The sequence below is a fragment of the Microcoleus sp. AT8-A3 genome, from assembly GCF_036705675.1.
In the GTDB taxonomy this organism is placed as follows: domain Bacteria; phylum Cyanobacteriota; class Cyanobacteriia; order Cyanobacteriales; family Microcoleaceae; genus Microcoleus.
Window position 1 is genome coordinate 73338 of record NZ_JAUBVD010000023.1, and the last position, 22540, is coordinate 95877.

Here is a 22540-nt window from a genome sequence, read left to right on the forward strand (position 1 = left end):
TAACCAATTCTTGACCACGAATTTCAAAGGTGGTACCCGCCACGTGATTTATCCGTGGAATCAATCCCAAATCGAAAATCGAAAATCCTCAAGCCCCCGCATTTATCTCGCGCAAGTCAATCCAAAATCTAAAATCTAAAATCTAAAATCGAATGACCCGGAGGTACAAACAGTGAAATCAAAAATTATTGCAACCGCAGCAATACTTGCCGCTCTCGGCTTTCTGCATCCCCATCCAGCATTATCTCAACCTGCAACTGACGGCGGGACAAAACCCGGATTCTGGCAACCTCAAGCGCAGGTTGACAATACTCGCAACATTACCCTCAGACTGTTAAATGAAACGGGATTGAACCTAGAATACGGTGAATCAGGTGGCCGCTTGTCATCCTTGCCCGTCGGAGCCAGCAGAAACATCAGTGTTCGCATCAGCAATCGTACCGGCGACATTGCCAATATTCCGATTAATGCCACAACAGCAACCACAACTTTGAAATACGACTATAACGTTGACTCGCAGACAAACATTTTGACGATTCGCATCACCAGAGCAGACGGCCGCACTAGGCAAGACCGGTCAGTTTATATTGATGAAAAAGGGCGAGTTTACTCTTTTTAAGATTAACGCTCATCAACCCGGTTTCTCCTGACAAATTTTGCTTTTAGCAGCCCGGTATCGCCCAAGAAATCGGGTTTCTAGACTAGCGTGCCTAAATTCTGTCTTGCTCAAAAAGTTATGAATCAAGTGCAGCCCACAAAGAATCGATATTTTTGTGCAGCGGATTTGACATTTCATCCCCAAAATCAACTGCTGCTTGCAATTCCGCCCTACTGGCGCACTGGTGCATCAGGTGGGTTCCGAGAGGATGTCAACCGCCGCACCGCCGACTAATATCCGTCGTTTCTATTGATACCTGCGCCTCGATTTCCCTCTTCTTTCGGTTTAGCTTTGTTCACTCGCAAGGGGCGGCCCATCCACTCTGCACCGTCTAATTCGGCAATTGCAGCGTCTTCTTGGGCATCCTCCATCATCTCAACAAATGCAAAACCGCGCATCCGACCGGTTTCCCTGTCGGTAGGCAAGACAACTCGCTTGACTGTGCCGTATTCTGCAAATACTGCTTTCAGGTCTTCTTCGGTGGCGCGGTAAGACAGATTTCCAATGTAGATAGTCATGTCGATCGAACTGAACTTGTTGTGCTATACATAATAACCTGTTAATTTAACTGTCAAGTGCTATCTAGCATACAACTGGGCGATCGACTCTAACTAAAAGGGTTTGCCGCACTCACCGAAAGCATCCAGGATACAAGCCCCCTGATTTATGCGTGGATAAATAAAAAACCTGTATCCGAGAAACTTGCCGAACGTATTTATCTCGCGCAAGTCAATGCTTCAATTCTAAAATCTAAAATCTAAAATCTAAAATCGATTGACCAACCCTTGGTACTGGCTGCAATAGTTAGCTTAATCAAAACTCATATCCTCACTCGCCCTGCGAATGAGTGAGGATATGAGTTTTGGGGCGACGAGGAATCCCACCCCTGAACAATACTTGATTTTAATCTAATCGCTGATTGGTGGGCGACGAATCACCAAGCATCTTCGGAAACATAGCGACTAACAAGGTATAATATATTAGGTTGCTCTGGGCCACGAGCGTTGATATAGCGGTTGTCAACTTTCGTGAGGTACTTGCCAATTAATTACCAATTCCCCACTTCTGCCATTCTTTAATCTAAAATTCAAATCTATACCTCATTCACTTGAGAATTACTATACACATCTCCCCAACCCTTTCCTAAACGGGGAGATGTCACCTTCAATCCTTGGGCAAAATTTGGAATTGCCAAGTGGAAATGAGGAATTGGGAACATTTTCTCTCCATCTCCTTCATCCCCAGTTTAGGATATTACTTTCTTTTCTCAATTAAACTAAGGATTTGAGATTTAAAGCCGCTTTGTTAAGTGTTTGAGTGCCAATTCGACTTTGGGTAATACCGCTGGCTGTTTCCGCTGCTCCTTTATTCAGAACATTCATCGCATCTACCACTTGCTCAATAGCGATCGCCTGCTGTTTGGTATTAAGATAAATTTGCTGACTGCTGACAACAACACTGTTAATAGCATTAGCAACATTGTTAAAATTATCCGCCGCACCTTCAGTCAATTTCAGGCTATTATCTAAAGTTTTCTTGCCCTCATCTGTTACCATCACTGTTTTATTAATGGAATTCTTAATACCGTTTATCAAATCACTAATCTGATCCGACGATTTTTTGCTTTGATCTGCCAGTCTGCGAATTTCCGTCGCCACCACCCCAAACCCCTTTCCTTGTTCTCCCGTGCGTACTGCTTCCACTGTAGCGTTAATCGCCAGCATATTAGTTTGACTAGCCAAATCGCTGACTAAATTGGTAATATTAGCAATCTGAGTGGTTTGCTGGCTCAAATTTAAAACTTGAGCGGCAATTGCTCCAACTTTTTCCGTCAAACTTAACATTCCCTGCTGGGTTTTATGCACCACTTTACTGCCTTCTGCGGCCATATTTAAGACATTACTGGCATTTTCAAGGGCTGATTGGGCTTGCATAGCTGATTGCCTCGATGATGCGCCCAATTCATCCATTGTGGTAGTTGTTTGATTAACAGAAGCAGCTTGTTGTACAGCAATACGTTCCTGTTGCTCAATTGTAGCAGCTATCTCGGTAGAAGAACTGACAATCATATTAATAATACCTTTGAGCGCTCGATCTAAAGGTTTGGCGATCGCTATGCTTAAAGATATGCCTAAAATAATCGCTATTAGCGGCCCCAATGTCATGCCCAATACTACAGCTATTTGAGTTTTTTTACGATCTTTTTCTGCGCTTCTATAAGCTTCTTCTGCTTCCTTTCGGTTGAATTCAGCTACTGCTAAAGTGGCTTGTTCAGATTTGATAAATCTAACACGAATCACCTTAGCTTGCTGACTAAGTTTATTCAAAAGGTTAGTAGCTGTGTTTGCTCTTGCCATTTCCGGCGAATTACTTTTACCCTGCTTAAGTAGTTCAATCTGCAAAGCCAAAGGATTGAAAATTCCCAGTGTTTCAAATTCTTTATTAATTAGCAGGAGTTCTTGAGCTTCCTGCTGCCACTCCTCCCAATACTTAAGCATTTGTTGATATAGTGCGTCTTCATCTGAGGTACGAGGAAGCACTTCGTATGCTTTAAACCCATTTTGAATCTGCTGCCAAGCCTTGTCCATTCTGTTTAAAGCATCTTGCCTTTCTGCTTGACTGAGTGCGGGATGAATTAGCGCTCTTTCGGATGACTCAATTTGGGTTTGTCCCTCGTTAATTTTCAATAATGCTTCAATACTCGGTAATTTATTTTTACCGATAGTCTCTATGTGTTGACTGAGATTGGATGTTGAACTCCATCCTACCCAGGCTACTAAAAATACTAAAAGTCCCATCGTCAGAAAGGCACTGATTAGTCTGGTTTGTAAATTCATTTTTCTAAACATACTATTTCTGCTTACTTCTACTACAGTTATCCTCGCTGCAATTATGGACATATCTTGTATATTATAGCTTCTATCAGGTAGATGAATTACCTATTAAAAGTTTACATTTGAGGTTTTACCTGTTAAAAAAAGTAGTAATGAATTGATGAGTAAGCTGTTCGGCATTTAAAAGACGATAGTAGGGTGCGTCATTACAGAAATGTTTCCCGCATAAGCGCGTAAGTGTTAACTCCTGACCACGAATTTCAAAGGTGGTACCCGCCACGTGATTTATCTGTGGAATCAATTGAAAGCATCTCAAATCGAAAATCCTCAAGAAAGAGCATTTATCCGGGGAGTCAATTCTTTAATCTAAAATCTCAAATCTCAAATCGATTGACGCACCATACAAGCCTCGTTACTGCTTTAAATGCTCCACAGCTTATAGCAATCCTCGCATCAGTTGTACAAATATGTAGGGCTAGTGCCCTGTGCCTACCCCCCACGGATTGGGGCAACCGGGCGTGAGTTTTGCCCCTACAACAATTACACAATTCACTTAGAATCGCTATAAGCTGTTGCGGCCTTTAAATTATATGTCAAAAAACAATCAAACTTTTGTGGGGATTAGGGTTGGGCTTCTAGCCCGCCCCTAATATAGAATTTAAATGCGCGACAGCTTATAAGTTAATTTAATAAGGAAAATGATACAATTATATTTGAGGATTTTATGCTCAGGTAACTTACCGAGATTATGGAAAAATGCTTTGGGAGTGATGGAGAATAATCATAGAAACACACAAAATAATTAAATAAAGTAATCAATAAAAAGGGCGAAAGTAATATACTTGTCGCCCCCTTCGCCTGATTTATCATAAACCTGAAAAATTAGGATCAAAATTTAAAAATATTTTCAGTTTGATTAACAAAAAAAATATCAATAATTAGGAAATGCGATCGAGTTTGCATTTCGTCAACTTTCTCAGCAAGATATTTGGAACTGGTTTACACACTGGTGTTATTGTACTTCATCTATCTGAAAAAGGTTATACGGGAATCGCTTGTGTCTGTGCAGACTTACTAGCGGGAAGTGAGCAATTCAATCTAGCCAAGTGTGGAAATCCCGTCAGGGAAAAACGCGAAAAGCCAAAGTGTGAAGTTTGGAAGCCCACGCCATAACTGTAATCAGTTTGGCGTTGGGAGGATGTTACTGCTTTTCCTTAGTCGATCGAGATTGACTGAGGCCCGCTGCTTTTACCGTTGGTGGGTTCGGCTGGGGGAGTAGTGTAGGAAGTTGAACCAGCTTGCTCGTCGATCCAGCTTTTAACGGGATCTTCGTGAAGGTTGAGTCGAAGCAGGCCAGATAAAAATCCGCCCGCGAAGGCGATCGGCTGTTCGATCAATTCTTTCGCCATTGGGATGAGTTCGTCGATGAACATTCAAGAGTCTCCTTGTGTTGCAGGGGTTCTACCTTAACTGTATCGTTTGTACTGCGATGCTGGCAGCAGGCTACCAAAAACCTTGTTGTCAGCGCTGAAGATGGGCGATCCTCTTCGTTGGCGTAGCCCCCGTAGGGGCGGGCTTCGCTAACGGGCAATTTTTCGGCTAATGACTTACAATGCTAATCAAATTGCTGCAAAAATTTTATGTGCCGTTTGCTTGGCTACCTCGGGGAGCCGATTTTACTCGATGCTATTCTGTACAAGCCGGAACATTCCCTAATTGTGCAGAGTTACGATCCCCGCGAAATGACTTCTGGCCTACTCAATGCTGACGGTTTTGGTATTGGTTGGTATCACCCGCACCTAGATACTGACCCGTTTACTTATAAAAATGTACAGCCAATTTGGAGCGACATTAACCTTCCGAGTATCAGTCGATTCGTTGAATCTGGATGCGCGATCGGATATGTTCGCAGTGCAACTTCAGGACAAGCTGTAGATTTGAGCAACTGTCAGCCGTTTCAGAACGATCGCCTGCTGTTCGTACACAACGGCTTCGTGAAGAATTTTCGGCAAACTCTTTACAGACCAATTCGCGATCGGCTCAGCGATACGCTGTATCAATCAATTAACGGTACTACAGATTCTGAGCATATCTTCGGCTTGTTTGTCAATGAATTGACAGCCGGAAATCTGACCGTACAAGCAGCTTTGCAAAAGTCGCTGAAAACTTTGGCAGAGCTAGCAAACTTTCACCAAGTAGAATTTTCAGCTAATATAATTATCAGCGACGGACACCAGCTCGTTGCCTCTCGCTTTGCTTCCCAAAAAACCCCTCCTTCCCTCTATTGGCTGCGGGACGATTTAAATTTCCCGAATTCTGTCATCATTGCTTCTGAACCTTTATTTGCTGGCAATTGGCACTCGTGCCCAGTCCAGAGCATTATCAGTACCGGAGTAGAGCGTGATCTCGAAATCTATCCAATCTTGTAGAGAGGCAATTTATCGCGATTTGCAGCAGTGTCGCCGCGGCACTTTCAAGCTATTTGCCGACATCGACTACGATACTTTTTGTCGTCAAGCTCATCCTGATTTCAGTCCAGTTGGCTGGCACTTAGGTCACATTGCTTATACTGAGGATTTGTGGCTGTTGCAGCGGTGTGCTGGCTTGGAACCGGTCTTTCCTCAGTATCACCAACTGTTTGCTGCTGATATTTTGCCGAAAAAACAACGGGTTTTTCTGCCCGCGTTACCTGAAGTTGAATTATATCTGGACGCGGTGAGAAAAAAGGTGTTAGATTATTTGGAAGTCGCGCCGATCGACGAGCAAGAACGTCTCTGGCGGTTTATTATTCAGCACGAAAGCCAGCACTGCGAAACAGTTGCTTTCGTGTTGCAAATGCACAGGAAGAAGGAAGAAAGGCACGACACGGATTTGGACAGGGATACACGGATTAATTCTCTACAAGACAGAGGAATAAAGCAGCAGAAATTCCCAATTCCCAATTCCCAATTCCCAATTCCCAATTCCCGATGCCCAATTACCGATTTGGCGATTGAAATTCCGGGCGGGGAATTTTACATGGGAAGCGATGCTGCTGAGGCTTTGGATAATGAGCGATCGCGCCACCTATGTTATTTAGAAGCATACTCGATCGATCGCTATCCCGTCACTTGCCGTGAATACCGAGATTTCATGGAATCCGGCGGCTATCAAAACCCTGATTGGTGGTCAGCGGACGGCTGGAAATGGCTGCAAGTCGAAGCCGTCTCTCAACCGCTTTACTGGTCAGAAAATCCAGCTTTCAACAACCATCCAGTCTGCGGCGTGAGTTGGTACGAAGCCGAAGCTTACTGCAACTTTATCGGCAAGCGTTTACCATCGGAAGCCGAATGGGAAAAAGCTGCGAGTTGGGACGCCACAAATCAAACATATCGCATCTATCCTTGGGGAGAAGAACCGCCAAACGGCAGCCTGTGCAATCACGGCAATAATATTGCCAATACTTCGCCAGTTGATGCCTTTCCCAAAGGAGCAAGTGCGGCAGGCTGCTATGATATGTTGGGCAATGTTTGGGAGTGGACTGCTTCAACCTTTGACGCCTATCCGGGATTTGAAAGTTATCCTTACAGGGGATATTCTCAAGTTTATTTTGATGGAGAACACCGGGTTTTGAAAGGGGGGAGTTGGGCTACTTTTCCGCAGGCTCTGCGATCGACCTTTCGGAATTGGTACTATCCGGGCGTGCGGCAAATTATTGCTGGTTTTCGCTGCGCTAAGTAGTTGGCTAGGTAATTATAATCACCCTCAAAGTTGTTGAGAGTGATGAATTTATTCATCCGAATTTTCAGATGGACAAATTCCTTAATAATAATTGCATTATAAAGCTTATTTGACGAACATCAGATCAATGGCTGGAGAGGGAAATGGAGAAAAAAAATGTTTGCGAAATGGTCAACTTTTTTCCATGTAACAAGCTCAAACAAATCAAGTTTGGTTAAGTATTTAATAAATTGTGTGGATAAATTTTAAGTTTTAATTGTGGATGCGATCGCCCTCCCGTGAGAAAATACAGAACCGATATGGCAGGAAAAATCTGACTTGAGCGCGATATTTGGCAACGCGACGGCGTGCTATACCCATATGTGCATCTAAAAATTACTCTATGAAATCCCCAAGACTGTCCGACACAACCAACTCAGCCTCAACAAAAGAAAACCGGCTGCACTTAGAGCGACTGGTGAGCGCTGCGGCACCGACACCCGCAGAAATCAATGCTGGCAGCGATGCAGTTAGCGGGTTGACTCAAACCCCCAAATCCCTGCCTCCAAAGTATTTCTACGACGATCGCGGATCGAAGCTGTTTGAGTTGATTTGCCAGTTGCCGGAATACTACCTGACACGCACTGAGACGGCAATTTTGCAGGGATGCGCGGGGGCGATCGCAAATTTAACTGGCCCCTGCGAAATCGTCGAACTCGGCAGCGGCAGTTCAACCAAAACTCGGATTCTCCTCGATGCTTACAGTCAACTGGAATATCCCCTGCACTATTTGCCGATCGACATCAGTCCTACTATCCTAGAAAGCAGCGCTTGTCAACTGTTGGCAGATTATCCGTCGCTCCAGATTCACGGACTTGTCAGCACTTACGAATTAGCCTTAGCTAAAATTGCACCGTCGCCGTTGCCAACCCGAATGATTTGCTTTCTCGGCAGTACCCTCGGCAATCTCAACGCTCGAGAATGCGATTTGTTCTTCTCGCAAATTGTCGGTGCATTGCAGCAGGGAGAGTATTTTTTGCTGGGAATTGACTTGGACAAATCTAAGGATATTTTAGAGCCTGCATACGATGACAGTCAAGGAGTAACGGCAGCATTTAACTTGAATATGCTGCGGCATTTAAATCGAAAATATGAGGGAAATTTTGATTTAGCACAGTTCGAGCATTGGGCTTTTTACAATCAAGAGGAATGTCAAATTGAAATGCACTTAAAAAGTAAAAAAGCGCAAACAGTGCATTTGCGTTCTCTCAATTTAACGGTTGAATTTGCAGCGGGAGAAACTATCCGCAGCGAAATATCGCGCAAGTTTAATCTCAATACTGTAAAAAAAGAACTGTCGCAGCGCGGTTTAATGCCTGTGCAAGTTTGGACAGATCCAAATCAGTGGTTTGGCTTGATGCTTTGTCAAATTTCTGATGTTAATAAATGAGTTCTTCTGATATTATCCACACTTAGGACACGGCACTGCCGTGTCCCTGCAAATCGGGCGATGGCGTCGGGTTATCGCCCGTGCTACGACGTTTTGGGGTAGGGACACGGCACTGCCGTCTCCTCAATTTCTGTGTTGTCGATGGTTCTGAATTCAGGATATCCTGTTAGGAATGAGAATTAAATAACTTCCACAATAACAATTAAAATTGTAAGTTATTTAATTCGCGATCCTTAGCAATTACTAATTACCAATTAACAAATCGGCCGCTGTCCGGGTTTGACGGCGTGAATGTACTCACTGCCCGAGGTTGGCCATCCCCGCTTATAATAAGCTTCCTCCGGCTTCCCCCAGCCCAACTGCAACAAAATTTCTAGAAAATCCAACTTTTCCCACTTGGAGAGATTGGCCCATTCTGTGCGCTGGGCTATAGCTTCTACATCAACCGGCTCGATCGATCGAAAATCCTTCCCGCTGTTAATGCTTAAATACAAATCCATCCCCGCAGTTACCTGCTGCCAGAATTCCAACATAGCAATCTTAGCTGCCTTCAACGTAATCAAATCAACCGGTAGAGCTATTAATTCGTCATCCACTGCCGGATAGCGTAGAGTATTGCCTTTAACCGCCATTTCCCGCCAGACAATCCCAGAAACTTGATGTTCCCGCTGGTATTCGTGCACAGCCGCCTTAAAATTTTGATAAGCAGTGAACTTCTGAACTCCCTCAGACTTGAGAAAGCGGTCAATCACGGGGTTGCCTGTAGCAGGAGTTTCAGTCAAGTTGAGACGCCGCCCATACAAGCAGGCTTGGCGCTCTTCTTCGAGGATTTTAATGAGTTCCGCCGTGCTGTAGACCTTGGACATCTTTATTGAGGCAAAATCAAGATATTGGCTGATATTCGGCTGGTTTTCTCGACTAATCTTCGGTAAAGATAGTTTGGCTGTTCTGGGCAATATTCAGTTTTGCCGTTATTCTAACTTTTCTTGCTGCTTAATTGTAGTTTGATAGTTTACAGGAGTCGATCCGCGAAATCCCGACAGCCTCTTAAAAAAAGCAGTTAGGAATGAGAATTAAATAACTTCCACAAGTTTGTGGGATGGGCGTCCCGCCCGTCCACTCATGACGGGCGGGACGCCCATCCCACAATAACAGTTAAAATTGTAAGTTATTTAATTCGCGCTCCTTAAGAGGGTACTGAATCACGAACTAGACTGGGAACTGCACCGCCGACGTACCTCGCGGGATTTTTCGCCAAAAACAAAGCCCCCTCCAAGGAGGGGGCAAAACTGATGCCAGAGGTTTGGGAGTTTTATTCGATGGGTCGATCGAACAACCCGAAAAAAAAGCAGCATTCGCACCTGCCGTCAACTACCAAAACTCAAATTTTCCTTGTCAAAGTTTAGTAGCGTCCGCGTGCAGGGCGATCGTTGTCGCCCCAGCCGCCGCCGCCCGAAGGGCGTCTGTTGTTGTTGTTCTCGCGAGGTTTGGCTTTGTTGACTTTCAAGTCGCGGCCCATCCACTCAGCACCGTCTAAAGCTGCGATGGCTGCTGCTTCTTCTGCCTCGCTTGCCATTTCCACAAAAGCAAAACCCCGCATCCTGCCTGTTTCCCGGTCCACTGGCACTTGGACGCGGCTTACAGTACCGTACTCGGCAAATACTTCGTTGAGGTCGTCTGATGTTACCTCATATGAAAGATTACCCACGTAAATCGACATAAAATCTCCAGAATCATTAGGGTGCAGAGACTTAGATTCGGAGAGACGCTTGTAAATAAACACCAACAAACTACGCAACCGAATTTAATTCTTGGAAAACCACTATAACATGAAGCCAGCAGAATCAGCAATTGGCTGGCATAATTTTCAATTTTGGGTGCCGTCGGGCAATCGCCAACAGAAAGTATTCGTGATAACTGACATCTTACACTCTTGGCCTCATCCACTTGGTTTCTTGCTGCGCGATCGACCTGATATCTGAGATTTTTAGTCCCTGTTACCAGGTTGATTGGGTCTGATTGAGAACAGCGCCTGAGATTCAGTTATAACTGACAAAGTTCATCGACTACTTTAGACATTGACTTGAATATTCGGTTAGTGAAAAAACCTGACGGTCAATTGAGTACATTTAGACCGCAGGCTTCTTTTTCCTTTGTTTCAAAGGCTTTTTATAGTGAGGTAGTTCCACCCCCACTTGCTAATATACTATCAGATTATTTCCAGATTATCAAGGGATATAGCGCTACTTTCTGGGCAGTGCGATCGTCTTAAGCGCCGATCGACGTGCGGTGACTTGTACTGTCTTATTTTTGAGTGAGGTACGACGCTAATTCTGGAATTTCACCGGCGCGCTGCCACTCGGCTTCCCCGCGCCGCACTTTGGTTCGGGCTGTGATTTCCTGAACTTCCCATAATTGCAATTTGGTATAGGGCCCTTTGGCTTCACCGCTGCGAAAGACGTACCATTGAGCAACTTCAGGAGTTGGCTGGGTCGATCGTCTTACTGACTTCATCCGATTCATTCCAGTTGTGGTTTTGAGCTGATTTAGCTCTTGTTCTACCGGATTGGGAGGCGCTGAGTTAGAATTGGGCGATCGCTTTTTCTTAGCTTCCGGCTTACCTCTAGCAATTTCTACTTCGCGCGGCCACCCCCAGAAATGCCACACCGCCACCCACACTAGCGCCACGGCAGATCCTAAAATATCTTCTTGTGTTTCTGACCATTCTTTCGACTCTCCAAACAGCAGAAAACCGATCGCACCGAGTACGATCGCTATGAGGTTTAGGTAAATTAGGTTGGTAGTGTCGTTAGCTGCTAAGTGCCAACTGGTTGTGTGCCGAACAAAAGATTGGCTGGTTGCTGTTTTGTTGTGTTTCCAGGCTTTTCGGGATTGAAGGCGACTGTAACCAGGAGAGTCAGCGGGCCACCAAGTCGCGGCCCAATTAACTAGATGCGCTGACCAATACTGCAAAGCTGCATATCCCACTATCCCGCTTAGCAGTACGCAAATAACTAACAGAAAGGTTGTCAGCGGCAGTAGCTGTATTGGCACGATTTCTGCCGTCGCAACAGTTAGCAGAAAAAACGGAGTACCAGTTAATACTGGAACTAAAAAAAGTTCAAGTATCTTTAGAAGGTATGCATAGAAAATCCCTAAGAATTTAAGAATAATTTTAAGCAGTTTTGCAAAGCGGAAGTGATACAGGTAAGCAGAGGCGATCGCACTTCCTAGAATTACAGCAACGAGGGCGCCCGAAAAGCTTCTGATCGGCAGCATAAAAAAGGCAGTCGGCGGAATTCCCATCAAAATCGCAGCAGGTAGCGTCAGAAATGCGATAATACCTTCCCTCCAGTGGTGCCAAGCTGATACAGTCGGCGGTTGCTGATTGTGTCGGCGAATTTCCACCCACTCTGCAAGCTTGGTTAACCCCCAGTGATAGAAAGCAAATAACCAGATTTGGCAAAACCAAGCAAGTACGATCGGGAATTCCCAGTCAGAGTTCCTGATGGTGTACCAGTACGTCCTGCTAAATCCGTAGGAATAGTAGTAAGCATTGGGCCACAGTAAAGAAACAATCAGCCAAAAGCTAATGCTTAAGGCAAACCCTCTGGCGCACGATCTAGGATCGGGGAGGAATTTCGGCCAATTATTCATGGTTGGGATAATTTGACGGGATATCAATATTGTCCCATTGCGCCGATCGTTCTGGGCTGTGCGATCTTAAGCGCCGATCGCTTGAGACCGATCGCCCGATCTGGGACTATTTAAATTAAGTTGCTGAAATTTACCAACTTTAGAATAAAGATAACTTTGCTTCTGCCAGTTCCTTGTCCATCAAAAAATCATCTATTCTACTAGCGACAATCTGACAGTAATCAGCCCTAATTTCAAATCCAATAACTTGTCGCTGCCAACCCAGAGCCACAATTGCTGTAGTCTCGGAACCCATAAACGGATCTAAAACAATTTCGTTTAAATTCGAGGCCGACTTGATGATGCGATCGACAACAGCAACAGGAAATTGAGCGGGGTGAGGCGTGCGTTCTTTTGAAGCTCAGTTTTTCCCCGACGTAACTTTTGGGAACTGCCAAACATCCGTCGGATTTTTGCCTTTTAAGTTTACTTTAATCTTGCCGTTCTTTTTCTGATTCGGATATTTCACATTTGGGTCGCGCACTTCATCCAAATTAAATGTATACTTGTCTTGATTTTTCACATACCAGAGAAACTTTTCATTGCGGGGTGAAAAGAACTTGCAGCCCGCAACTCCCGCGCCTTAGTTCCAGACAACTTTTTGAATCAGATAAATTAGGCAATTAGGAGCTTGGAAGTACGGTTTACCTAAAATATTCGCGATCTCAGTCAAGCTCATGAAATATTGGGGAGAGATTTTGTTGACAAGATGCAATAATTATAGTAAGTGACTTGAGAAATATTGTCAAACTCATCTGGATTGGCCGATCGCCCTGCCGGATACAAAAGGTTACAATCACAAATAGATTCTATTTCCATAACATTACTGTTTATAGATTGAACTGCTCAGTGACAAATAACAACACCTCAACTCAATCCTTTCAATTTGACTCAATTGACAGCGCCCTCGTAGACCTCAAAGCAGGTCGCCCCCTGGTAGTAGTCGATGACGAAAATCGCGAAAACGAAGGCGATGTGATATGTGCCGCCCAATTCGCCACCCCCGACAACATCAATTTTATGGCCGTGAACGCGCGGGGTTTGATTTGTCTGGCATTGAGCGGCGAAAGGCTCGATCGCCTGGAACTGCCCCTCATGGTCAGCAAAAACACTGACAACAACCAAACTGCCTTCACCGTCAGCATCGATGCAGTCAACGGCGTCAGTACCGGTATCTCCGCCGAAGACCGGGCACGCACCATCCAAGTCGCCATCCACCCGGACACCAAACCTCAAGACTTGCGCCGTCCCGGTCACATTTTCCCCCTGCGGGCGATCGACGGTGGCGTCCTCAAACGCGCCGGTCACACCGAGGCCTCGGTTGACCTCGCCAGACTCGCTGGCTTGTATCCCAGCGGCGTCATCTGCGAAATTCAAAACCCCGACGGTTCGATGGCGAGATTGCCCGAATTAATCGAGTACGCCAAAACCCACAACCTTAAAATAATCAGTATTGCTGACTTAATTAGCTACCGACTCAAGCACGATCGATTCGTCCGCCGCGAAACCGTCGCCAAATTGCCCACTCAATTCGGCGAGTTTATGATTTACGCCTACCGCGACACCCAAGACAACTCAGAACACGTTGCTATTGTCAAGGGCGACCCGGCAGAATTTAAAGACAAACCCGTGATGGTGCGGGTGCATTCCGAATGCCTGACCGGCGATGCTTTGGGTTCCCTGCGCTGCGACTGCCGGATGCAACTGCAAGCGGCACTGAAAATGATCGAAAATGTCGGTTCTGGCGTCATAGTTTACTTGCGCCAAGAAGGTAGGGGCATTGGATTGGTAAATAAACTAAAAGCTTACTCGCTGCAAGATTTGGGATTCGATACAGTCGAAGCCAACGAACGGTTAGGATTTCCCGCCGACTTGCGGAACTACGGCGTCGGAGCACAAATGCTCAACGATTTGGGAGTTCAAAAAATTCGCTTGATTACCAACAACCCGCGCAAAATTGCAGGGTTGAAAGGTTACGGGATTGAAGTAGCCGATCGCGTCCCCTTACTAATTGAAGCCACAGATTACAACTCGATCTATCTGGCAACAAAAGCCGAAAAACTCGGTCATATGCTACTGCAAACTTATTTAGTAACAGTGGCGATTCAGTGGAACGAAAAAGCAGAAGGAAAAGAGGAAGATTCTGCCATTCAAAATCGGTACGAACACCTCGAAAAACTGCGGCATTTGGCGGCTAACCAGCACTTGCTGCTGCAAGAAGAAGCGCGGCCGGTGGGCATAGCCCTGTTCGGAGAAGGCTCTCTCATCGTTCACCTGGGCTTCGATCAAGCCGGACTCGCAGCCCCCGACTGGTACTCGGAGGTAAACCATCCTTACGTCAAGGCGATCGGCCAAATTCTGGGTGAAATCAGCAATGAGCCGAATTTGCAAACATTAGAATTCATGGTTTCCTCCGGTGCAGATCCGCTCAAAACCCTGCAAGTCCAGCTCGATCGCGAGACATTCGTTTTGCCGGAATTAACCGGAATTTGCGATCGGCTCGAACCTCAAAAAATCTACAGTTTTGCTCCTCTTCCCTGAAGGCAGAAGGTAGAAGCCAACCCCCCCCTACCCAGGGCAGTTTCATTCTCTTGTAGGGGCAATCCCCCTGTGGTTGCCCCGATATCTGAAACCCCGACCCGCTCGTCTATGGTGGGGCGGGCACTCTTGGCACCGCCCCTACAAAAGCCTGATTTTCCGTAGGGGCAATCCGACCCCTACTCCCCGTGGTTGCCCCGAAACAGCCTTGCCCCTACCCCAGCAGGGGGGAAGGCTGAAGCCAAGAAAAACTGTCAATTTCAGAACAATACTTGTTGATATCAGCATCTTCCTTTCGTCAGAAAGCAGCCACCAATAAAAACAGTGAATAACAATGTTGATTGCCGTCTAATATTATGTCCGGTCGATTACCAGAAATCAGGTAGGGGCGGGTAAACCTGCCAATATCGGCCCATAATTGACCATCTCAAAAACCCGCCCGGCCGAGATATTATGGTCAATGTTGATTGCCGTCTAATATTATGTCCGGTCGATTACCAGAAATCAGGTAGGGGCGGGTAAACCTGCCAATATCGGCCCATAATTGACCATCTCAAAAACCCGCCCGACCGAGATATTATGGTCAAGCGATCGGACATGATATAACAAGTCGATGCAGCGAGCACTTGAGAGAGCATCGTCGATGGAAATTTATATTATTAAGCAGTATTAATAATTAATAAATTATTCAACTTAACTTTTAGTTAATGTTACATTTTTCAGACATTAATGGTGTACTTATTCCTGACAGAAGACATGAAACATCGAGCTTGCCAACAGACAGAATGAAATTCAATTCAGATTGCCTTAATCACTTTGAGAATGTCCTTCGTTCCTATCTATCATGCGCGAGTAGTAATTTCATCATCCGGGCGTGAAATATTCCCCTTCGAGGTAATACCTCCATTATTTTCACCAGATATCGCTATCCGTATTATCGGATTCACCCCTTTTCTCAACCCCAAAAATATTCACCAACACAAATATTTACGACACCAGGAAGTTCTTGAGTATCTTCGAGAAAACCAAGCACAAAACTCACCTTGGGTAGCCATTGACAATATTCCAGAACACTATCCGCCAGATGCACCAGTTGTGGCTATTGATGATTACAATGGTTTTGACCAGAACTCAGCAAAGGTACTTTCAGAATATCTAACTTAATTTCAAAGGTTAGGAAAAAAGTATCGGAATAGAGAGGGTGAATTTGACATGGAAATGAACGTTGGTGACTTTTTGCACCGACTCGATCTCAGGGGACAAGCACTTAAAGGCACCAACCTTGGCGGTGCGGAACTCCGGGGAGCCAACCTCCGAGGCACGGATCTCCGAGAAACTAACCTCAGCGGCGCTATGCTCAGGTATGCAGACCTGATTGAAGCCGATCTCACAGGCGCTAATCTCAGCGGGGCGGATTTATCTGAATCATTTCTTAATTTAGCTAACCTCACTAGAGCTGATTTGACTGGTGCTGTCCTCCGAGAAGCTAATCTCGTAGGAGCCGAATTCACGGGCGCCAACCTCAAACAAGCAAGTTTGATCAAGGCTAATTTAGTAGGAGCAAATCTCCACGAAGCCAACTTAACCAGAGCCAACCTCAGTGGGGCGGATTTACGCGGTTCTCAGTTGAGCGGCGCCATTTTAGACAAGGCCGTATACAACAACCGGACTATCTTTCCCGATGATATTGATCCGGGTGCAATGGGAGCATTTTTGCTAGCTCCCAATGCTTCGCTCCCTGGCTTAAATCTGGCTATGGTAGATTTGACCGAAGCGGATTTAAAAGGAGCCGATTTGCGGCGGACAAACTTATACAAAGCTATTTTATTTGGTGCAAAACTCGATCGGGCAAACTTAGCAGGAGCCAACCTCAGCGGAGCGGACTTGAGGGAAGCTAGTTTGAGCGGCACGATTTTGGAGAAAGCTGTTTACAGCAACCAGACTTTGTTTTCAGAAGGTATCGACCCCAGTCTGGGCGGAGCTTATTTAATTGCTCCCAATGTATCGCTGCAAGGGGTAAATTTAACCGGAGCCGACTTAAACGGGTCAGATTTAAGCGGAGCTAATTTGAGCGCTTCTAACTTAACTTCGGTCAATCTCAAAAATGTAGACCTCAGCAGAGCTAGCTTAAAAAAAGCTTACCTCAAAGGTGCAAACTTGGAGGGAACTGATTTAAGAGGAGCCGATTTAAGCGGCGCAATTTTACACCAAGTAAACTTGAGTTCTGCTGACCTCCGGGGTGTAGACTTAACAAGGGCTGACCTCAGTGGCGCTAATTTAAGGGATGCCGATTTGAGGGAGACAGATTTCACCGGAGCTACTTTGCTGTTCGCGAACTTGAGCGGGGCAGACTTAAGAGGTGTAGATTTGACAAAAGCTGACCTCAGTGGCGCTAAGTTAAACGAAGCCGATCTCCGAAAAGCAGATTTGATGAGAGTAAATTTGGAGGGAGCAGATTTAACTGAGGCCGACTTGAGCGATGCTCATTTATTCCGAGTTAATCTCAGAGGTGCTAACCTGAAAGGTACTAACCTCAAAGGCGCAAGTTTAAAAGGGGTATTTTTGACCGACGCTTATTTGAGCGAAACGGATTTGACAGATCTAGATCTGAGTCCGAGTTTTTTTGAATTGCCACTAGAATCGGAATGGTAATTAGTTGACTGTTAACAATCAAAAATCTACAATCAAAACTCGCCCCGCGAAAATTGCTCGATTATTAACAATCGAAAATCTAAAATCTAAAATCTAAAATGGATCGACCGTTAGGCTCTGTTATTCAAGGTTCCCTGAGCAAGGGATTAGAAGTGCGACTGCACGCCGATGTTTCGGTGGAAGATATGAGGGTGGGGAAATTTCTAGTTGTGCGGGGGGTGCGATCGCACTTTTTCTGTATGCTCACCGACGTATCTCTGGGAACTTCTAGCGCCCGCATTTTATCGAATCCTCCCAATCCCGACGACGATTTTCTGCTCGCAGTGCTAGCAGGTAGCAGCACCTACGGTACGATCGAACTGTCGCCGATGTTGATGTTGACTGCTGAGAGAGAAAAACAGCAGGCAATTTTCGACCCGACGAAAAACGGCCCAGTTCGCGAGAATAAGCTGGCGTTAGGAAATTTGGCTTCTTTTGAGTCACAAACGGGCGCGGATATTGAGTTGCTGCCGGTCAAAACTATTCCCAGCCACTTTTCGCAGGTGTTTGATGCCAAAGAAAGTGATTTTCGGGCAGTTTTTGGCTGGGAAGATGACCCGTATCGCCGCAATTTTGCGATCGGCAAACCGATTGACATGGACGTTGCTGTGTGCTTGGATTTAGATCGATTTGTGGAACGCAGCAACGGCGTTTTTGGGAAGTCGGGAACGGGAAAATCTTTTCTGACGCGCTTGCTATTGTCGGGAATTATTCGCAAGCAAGCTGCTGTTAATTTAATTTTTGATATGCACTCGGAGTACGGGTGGGAAGCTGTTTCGGAAGGGAAACAGTTCAGCACTGTTAAAGGTTTGCGGCAGTTATTTCCCGATAAAATGCAGATTTATACCCTCGATCCAGAATCGACAAAACGCCGGGGAGTCCGCGACGCTCAAGAGTTGTTTTTGAGTTTCGATCAAATTGAAGTGGAAGATATCTCCCTCGTACAGAGAGAGTTGAATTTGTCGGAAGCTAGTATCGAAAATGCGATCATTTTGCGAAACGAGTTGGGTAGCGGTTGGATCAACAAGTTGCTGGAAATGAGCAATGAAGATATTTCAAGGTTTTGCGAAGAAAAGCGGGGAAATAAGTCTTCGATTATGGCTTTGCAGCGGAAATTAGAGCGTTTAAACGATTTGAAATACATTCGGAAACGCTGTCCCAAAAATTATGTAACTGAAGTTTTGCAGTGTTTAGATGGTGGGAAGAATGTAGTAATTGAGTTCGGTTCGCACTCGGATTTGCTGTCCTATATGTTAGCGGCAAATGTGATTACTCGCCGCATTCACGAAGCTTATGTACGCAAAGCTGAGAAGTTTTTGCAGAGTAAAAATCCGTGCGATCGCCCGCAGCCCTTGGTGATTACCATTGAGGAAGCTCACCGCTTTCTCGATCCGGCGATCGTGCGATCGACTATTTTCGGTACAATTGCCAGAGAAATGCGAAAATACTTCGTCACCCTGCTGATTGTAGACCAGCGCCCGTCAGGAATCGACGCGGAAGTCATGTCGCAAGTCGGAACACGCATCACAGCCTTGCTAAACGATGATAAAGACATCGATGCTATTTTTACCGGCGTTTCGGGAGGGCAGAGTTTGCGATCGGTTTTGGCAAAACTCGACTCCAAACAGCAAGCATTAGTTTTGGGCCACGCCGTACCGATGCCCGTAGTCGTGCAAACTCGTCCTTACGACGAGCAATTCTACAGAGAAATTGGGGATATTGACTGGCAAGAAATGCCCGATGAACAAGTATTTGCCGAGGCAGAATCTGCTAAAATGGATTTAGGATTTTAGATTGACAACTGCTAGATTCCTTACAGAACTTAGGCAAATGTTACTGTAAATTAGTCTTTGCGAACAATTGGCGATCGCTGGCAATGACAGAAATATCTGATTTTTGCCTCAGTTATAAACTAGAAATTGCGATCGAACGTCCAAAAAATTAGGCCCCAGCTTTGAGTCAGAAGCTTTTCCCCTTTCACCCCCTTACCCCTCATCCCTAACGGCCCAAAATTTGCTTAAGCTTAAACATGATGGAGATGATGGAGCCTAGGGGCACAATGAAAGTCAAACAGGGCAACAGCCAGCCTTTATACACCTTGTCGTTACTCGTAGCAGAATTTGCTTAGCATATTTAAATCAAAATGTCAATAAATATTTTAAACAGTTACTGGCATCTAATACGGCGATCGAGTTCGGTTATCTCGCATCCCACCATCTAGGCAGCGAGAAAATTTCAAGCGATGATGGAACAGAGAGCAAAACAAAGCCCTCGAATAGCATGAGTCTGTTTGCATGAGTATTGTTAAGTTGAGTTGCAGTTAAAACTAACAGGGAATTCAAAACCTTAAGGAAAAATGTAGAATCTTGACCTTAAGACAGAGGTTTTTACTCTTTACGATCCTCAAAATTGGGAATAATATTGAGAAAACTAAACTCTTGCTCCACTTCGCCTTGAACTAGCCGTTAAAGCTAGCGAACTACCGAAAATCGACGGCGATTACTGGAAATCAAGCACAAAAGCAATCCCAAACAAAAAGCTTCTACCGATCGTCACCGATAAACAAGAGGGGAAACATCCCCTTTGTCGCAGTCTTTATCCCACTTGCAAAAGTGGGACAGGGTATCACCAACTTTTTATCTGTTGTTACAAGGAGTGCAATACTCACCCATGTCCACCACAACCCCCAAAAACAAAACAGTGAAAGCCGATCGCATGGGCAGCCGGCCATACTCCTCAACGGATACGGTTCGTACCTATCTGCACGAGATCGGTCGCGTACCCCTGCTAACCCGAGAAGAAGAAATTGTTTTCGGGAAGCAGGTGCAGCAAATGATGAAATTAATCGAAGCAAAACAAGCACTTGCTAAAGAATGGCAGCGGGATCTGACAGATCAAGAGTGGGCCGCCGAAATGGAGTTGACCGAACCTGAACTTAGCCGCATCTTACACATAGGGCGGCGGGCCAAGCAAAAGATGATTGAAGCGAATTTGCGGCTAGTAGTGGCGATCGCCAAAAAATACCAGAAACGCAATATGGAATTCTTGGATTTAATTCAAGAAGGCACCCTTGGTTTAGAACGAGGAGTCGAAAAATTTGACCCGATGCGGGGATACAAATTTTCCACATACGCCTACTGGTGGATTCGGCAAGCAATTACTCGCGCGATCGCCCAACACGCCCGCACAATTCGATTGCCAATTCACATCACCGAAAAACTCAACAAAATCAAAAAAGTGCAGCGGGAACTCACCCAGCAGTTGGGCCGGTCTCCCTCCCCTGGGGAAATTGCCGCGGCCTTGGAACTGCACCCTTCCCAAATTCGGGAATATCTGCTGATGGCAAGACATCCAGTTTCTTTGGACTTGCGGGTAGGAGACAACCAAGATACCGAACTGCAAGAACTCTTAGAAGACGAAACTGCATCTCCAGACAACTACATTACCTCGGAATTGCTGCGGCAAGACCTCGATACTTTGATATCAGAACTTACCCCCCAGCAGCGAGATGTAATAATTCTGCGCTTCGGTTTGGAAGACGGCACAGAAATGTCTCTGGCGAAAGTCGGAGAACGGCTAAATCTCAGCCGGGAACGGGTGCGGCAGCTAGAACATCAAGCCCTTGCCCACCTGCGCCGCCGCCAATCTCAAGTCCGAGAATACTTGGCTAGTTAGTCACTAAAAAAGTTGAGATTTCCCAAAATCTCAACTTTTTTTTCGTATTGGCGCTGCTGGGAAGGATACTTTTATACCAGTTAAAAAAAAGAATGGAACTGGAAGCCCGTGATCCAAACCCTTATGGAATAGGTCACGCCAAATTATTCAATTCTTTAATCTAAAATCTCAAATCTAAAATGGTATCATTTGACAATTCCCGCATCCAGGATACCCGCCACGTGATTCATCCGTCCAGAAATAAAAAACCTGTATCCGAGAAACTTGCCGAACGTATTTATCTCGCGCAAGTCAATGGTTCAATTCTAAAATCTAAAATCTAAAATCTAAAATCGCGCAATCGATTGACGGGTCGATCGCCCGATCGGGGCGGAGGCAAAATTTGTCCAAACTAATCTTAGATTTAAGTTCAGGAACCGGGCGGGCGATCGTTCATTCAAGTTAATAGCCAACATTAAGCCAAGTACCCGGTTTCTCTACAATCTTGGTGAAACTGGTACAAGAGGCGCTTGGAACCAGTTATTTTAAATTTTGGGGTCTGGAGTGGTTTTGACTTATTTGATATTGACAGGAAGTTTAGAAGCGATCGCGATCGTGCTTGCTCTGTTGCCCGGTAACTTGAGCATCGCATTACCCGCAGGCCGATCGCACAACTCGGAGATCAAATCCGGCGTTTTAAGCTCGCAATCTCCCCCAAACCCTCCCCCAGATACAGCTAGCACAGGTTTAGCAGATGGCATTTACCTCTACGGTCAGTCGAGCAAGCCAGAGGAACTTAAACAAGAATATTTTGTATTTGAAATGCGACAGAGTAAGGTGGTCGGCGCTTTTTACCTACCTCGGTCTGCTTTTTACTGTTTTTACGGCACGGGCGATCGAACTCAGTTAAATTTAACAGTAGTGGACACTTACGACGGCAGTCGCTCTCCCTACTCGGTAAATCTGGAACAGTATTACCCAATTTCTACCATCAGCGAGAACGATCATCGCATCTTGGGTCTTTGCACGGAAGCTCACAAAGAGCAGGTGTGGGAAAAGTAGGAAACACGCGCTGCGCCACCAGTCAATCGATTTTAGATTTTAGATTTTAGATTTTAGATTTTAGATTTTAGATTTTAGAATTGAAGAAAGCAACCTCACTGATAAATCGGGCGCCCCCGAACCAAGTTGCTTTCGGTCAGGGTTCAGGAAACAGTAGTAAAATTGCTCTTGATTTGAGATTTGAGATTTGAGATTTGAGATTTGAAGAAAGCAACCCCACTGATACATCGGGGGCGCCCGGACCAAATTGCTTTCGGT

General features: G+C 45.4%; 19 protein-coding genes and 1 pseudogene. 12 read left to right on the forward strand and 8 right to left on the reverse strand.

What is annotated here, in order from left to right; genetic code table 11:
• The first annotated feature begins 172 nt into the window (after positions 1 to 172).
• Both QUB51_RS15560 and QUB51_RS15565 read left to right on the forward strand, forming a co-directional pair.
• Positions 173 to 619, forward strand: a complete 447-nt coding sequence (locus QUB51_RS15560; protein ID WP_333056150.1) for a hypothetical protein — start codon at positions 173 to 175, stop codon at positions 617 to 619.
• A gap of 117 nt (positions 620 to 736) precedes the next feature.
• Entirely contained in the window at positions 737 to 892 is a 156-nt protein-coding gene (locus QUB51_RS15565; protein WP_333056151.1) for a hypothetical protein, read from the forward strand.
• On the opposite strand, the gene QUB51_RS15570 is transcribed toward QUB51_RS15565, so the two are convergent.
• The 4 genes from QUB51_RS15570 to QUB51_RS15585 all read right to left on the reverse strand — a co-directional run bounded on the left by QUB51_RS15570 (position 889) and on the right by QUB51_RS15585 (position 4925).
• Complete coding sequence (locus QUB51_RS15570; RefSeq protein ID WP_333056152.1) at positions 889 to 1176, reverse strand: RNA-binding protein; 288 nt, start codon at positions 1174 to 1176, stop codon at positions 889 to 891. The genes QUB51_RS15565 and QUB51_RS15570 overlap by 4 nt on opposite strands.
• 575 nt (positions 1177 to 1751) lie before the next feature.
• Complete coding sequence (locus QUB51_RS15575) at positions 1752 to 1877, reverse strand: hypothetical protein (protein ID WP_333208465.1); 126 nt, start codon at positions 1875 to 1877, stop codon at positions 1752 to 1754.
• 52 nt (positions 1878 to 1929) lie between these two features.
• On the reverse strand, positions 1930 to 3495 hold the full coding sequence (locus QUB51_RS15580; RefSeq protein WP_333261845.1) for a methyl-accepting chemotaxis protein: 1566 nt from the start codon (positions 3493 to 3495) through the stop codon (positions 1930 to 1932).
• Between the two features lie 1211 nt (positions 3496 to 4706).
• Positions 4707 to 4925 (reverse strand): hypothetical protein, encoded by a 219-nt coding sequence (locus QUB51_RS15585; RefSeq protein ID WP_333056154.1) that lies wholly within the window; start codon positions 4923 to 4925, stop codon positions 4707 to 4709.
• 207 nt (positions 4926 to 5132) lie between these two features.
• Here QUB51_RS15585 and egtC point away from each other — a divergent pair, with 207 nt between their 5' ends.
• The 3 genes from egtC (at position 5133) to egtD (ending at position 8641) form a co-directional block, all read left to right on the forward strand.
• Entirely contained in the window at positions 5133 to 5921 is a 789-nt protein-coding gene (gene egtC, locus QUB51_RS15590) for an ergothioneine biosynthesis protein EgtC (RefSeq protein WP_333056155.1), read from the forward strand.
• Positions 5893 to 7212, forward strand: a complete 1320-nt coding sequence (locus tag QUB51_RS15595) for an ergothioneine biosynthesis protein EgtB (protein ID WP_333261842.1) — start codon at positions 5893 to 5895, stop codon at positions 7210 to 7212. Before egtC ends, QUB51_RS15595 begins: the two co-directional genes overlap by 29 nt.
• 382 nt (positions 7213 to 7594) lie before the next feature.
• The gene (gene egtD / locus QUB51_RS15600; RefSeq protein ID WP_333261839.1) at positions 7595 to 8641 is read left to right on the forward strand and encodes an L-histidine N(alpha)-methyltransferase; all 1047 of its coding nucleotides are present in this window, start codon (positions 7595 to 7597) and stop codon (positions 8639 to 8641) included.
• A 254-nt stretch (positions 8642 to 8895) separates the two neighbouring features.
• Here egtD and QUB51_RS15605 read toward each other — a convergent pair whose 3' ends face one another.
• The gene (locus QUB51_RS15605) at positions 8896 to 9507 is read right to left on the reverse strand and encodes a hypothetical protein (protein WP_333232612.1); all 612 of its coding nucleotides are present in this window, start codon (positions 9505 to 9507) and stop codon (positions 8896 to 8898) included.
• Between the two features lie 536 nt (positions 9508 to 10043).
• Positions 10044 to 10361 (reverse strand): RNA-binding protein, encoded by a 318-nt coding sequence (locus QUB51_RS15610; protein ID WP_333208470.1) that lies wholly within the window; start codon positions 10359 to 10361, stop codon positions 10044 to 10046.
• A 109-nt stretch (positions 10362 to 10470) separates the two neighbouring features.
• On the opposite strand from QUB51_RS15610, the gene QUB51_RS15615 reads away from it, so the two are divergent.
• Positions 10471 to 10623 (forward strand): hypothetical protein, encoded by a 153-nt coding sequence (locus QUB51_RS15615; protein ID WP_333056160.1) that lies wholly within the window; start codon positions 10471 to 10473, stop codon positions 10621 to 10623.
• A 322-nt stretch (positions 10624 to 10945) separates the two neighbouring features.
• On the opposite strand, the gene QUB51_RS15620 is transcribed toward QUB51_RS15615, so the two are convergent.
• Both QUB51_RS15620 and QUB51_RS15625 read right to left on the reverse strand, forming a co-directional pair.
• On the reverse strand, positions 10946 to 12298 hold the full coding sequence (locus QUB51_RS15620; RefSeq protein ID WP_333056161.1) for a DUF4339 domain-containing protein: 1353 nt from the start codon (positions 12296 to 12298) through the stop codon (positions 10946 to 10948).
• 139 nt (positions 12299 to 12437) lie between these two features.
• Positions 12438 to 12890 (reverse strand): annotated as a pseudogene (locus tag QUB51_RS15625) (DNA-methyltransferase); the annotation flags it as partial.
• Positions 12891 to 13186: 296 nt separating this feature from the next.
• On the opposite strand from QUB51_RS15625, the gene ribBA reads away from it, so the two are divergent.
• The 6 genes from ribBA to QUB51_RS15655 all read left to right on the forward strand — a co-directional run bounded on the left by ribBA (position 13187) and on the right by QUB51_RS15655 (position 22282).
• The gene (ribBA, locus tag QUB51_RS15630) at positions 13187 to 14878 is read left to right on the forward strand and encodes a bifunctional 3,4-dihydroxy-2-butanone-4-phosphate synthase/GTP cyclohydrolase II (protein ID WP_333208471.1); all 1692 of its coding nucleotides are present in this window, start codon (positions 13187 to 13189) and stop codon (positions 14876 to 14878) included.
• 819 nt (positions 14879 to 15697) lie between these two features.
• Positions 15698 to 16039 (forward strand): HAD domain-containing protein, encoded by a 342-nt coding sequence (locus tag QUB51_RS15635; protein WP_333056163.1) that lies wholly within the window; start codon positions 15698 to 15700, stop codon positions 16037 to 16039.
• Between the two features lie 48 nt (positions 16040 to 16087).
• A complete protein-coding gene (locus QUB51_RS15640) occupies positions 16088 to 17527 on the forward strand; it encodes a pentapeptide repeat-containing protein (RefSeq protein ID WP_333056164.1) in 1440 nt (479 codons plus the stop codon).
• Positions 17528 to 17625: 98 nt separating this feature from the next.
• Positions 17626 to 19359 carry an ATP-binding protein gene (locus QUB51_RS15645; protein ID WP_333056166.1) on the forward strand — a complete coding sequence of 578 codons (1734 nt, stop codon included), beginning with the start codon at positions 17626 to 17628 and terminating at the stop codon, positions 19357 to 19359.
• An 877-nt stretch (positions 19360 to 20236) separates the two neighbouring features.
• Complete coding sequence (locus QUB51_RS15650) at positions 20237 to 21241, forward strand: RNA polymerase sigma factor, RpoD/SigA family (RefSeq protein WP_333056169.1); 1005 nt, start codon at positions 20237 to 20239, stop codon at positions 21239 to 21241.
• Between the two features lie 543 nt (positions 21242 to 21784).
• Positions 21785 to 22282: a hypothetical protein gene (locus tag QUB51_RS15655; protein WP_333056170.1), complete on the forward strand. Its 498-nt coding sequence runs from the start codon at positions 21785 to 21787 to the stop codon at positions 22280 to 22282.
• Positions 22283 to 22540: the final 258 nt, after the last annotated feature.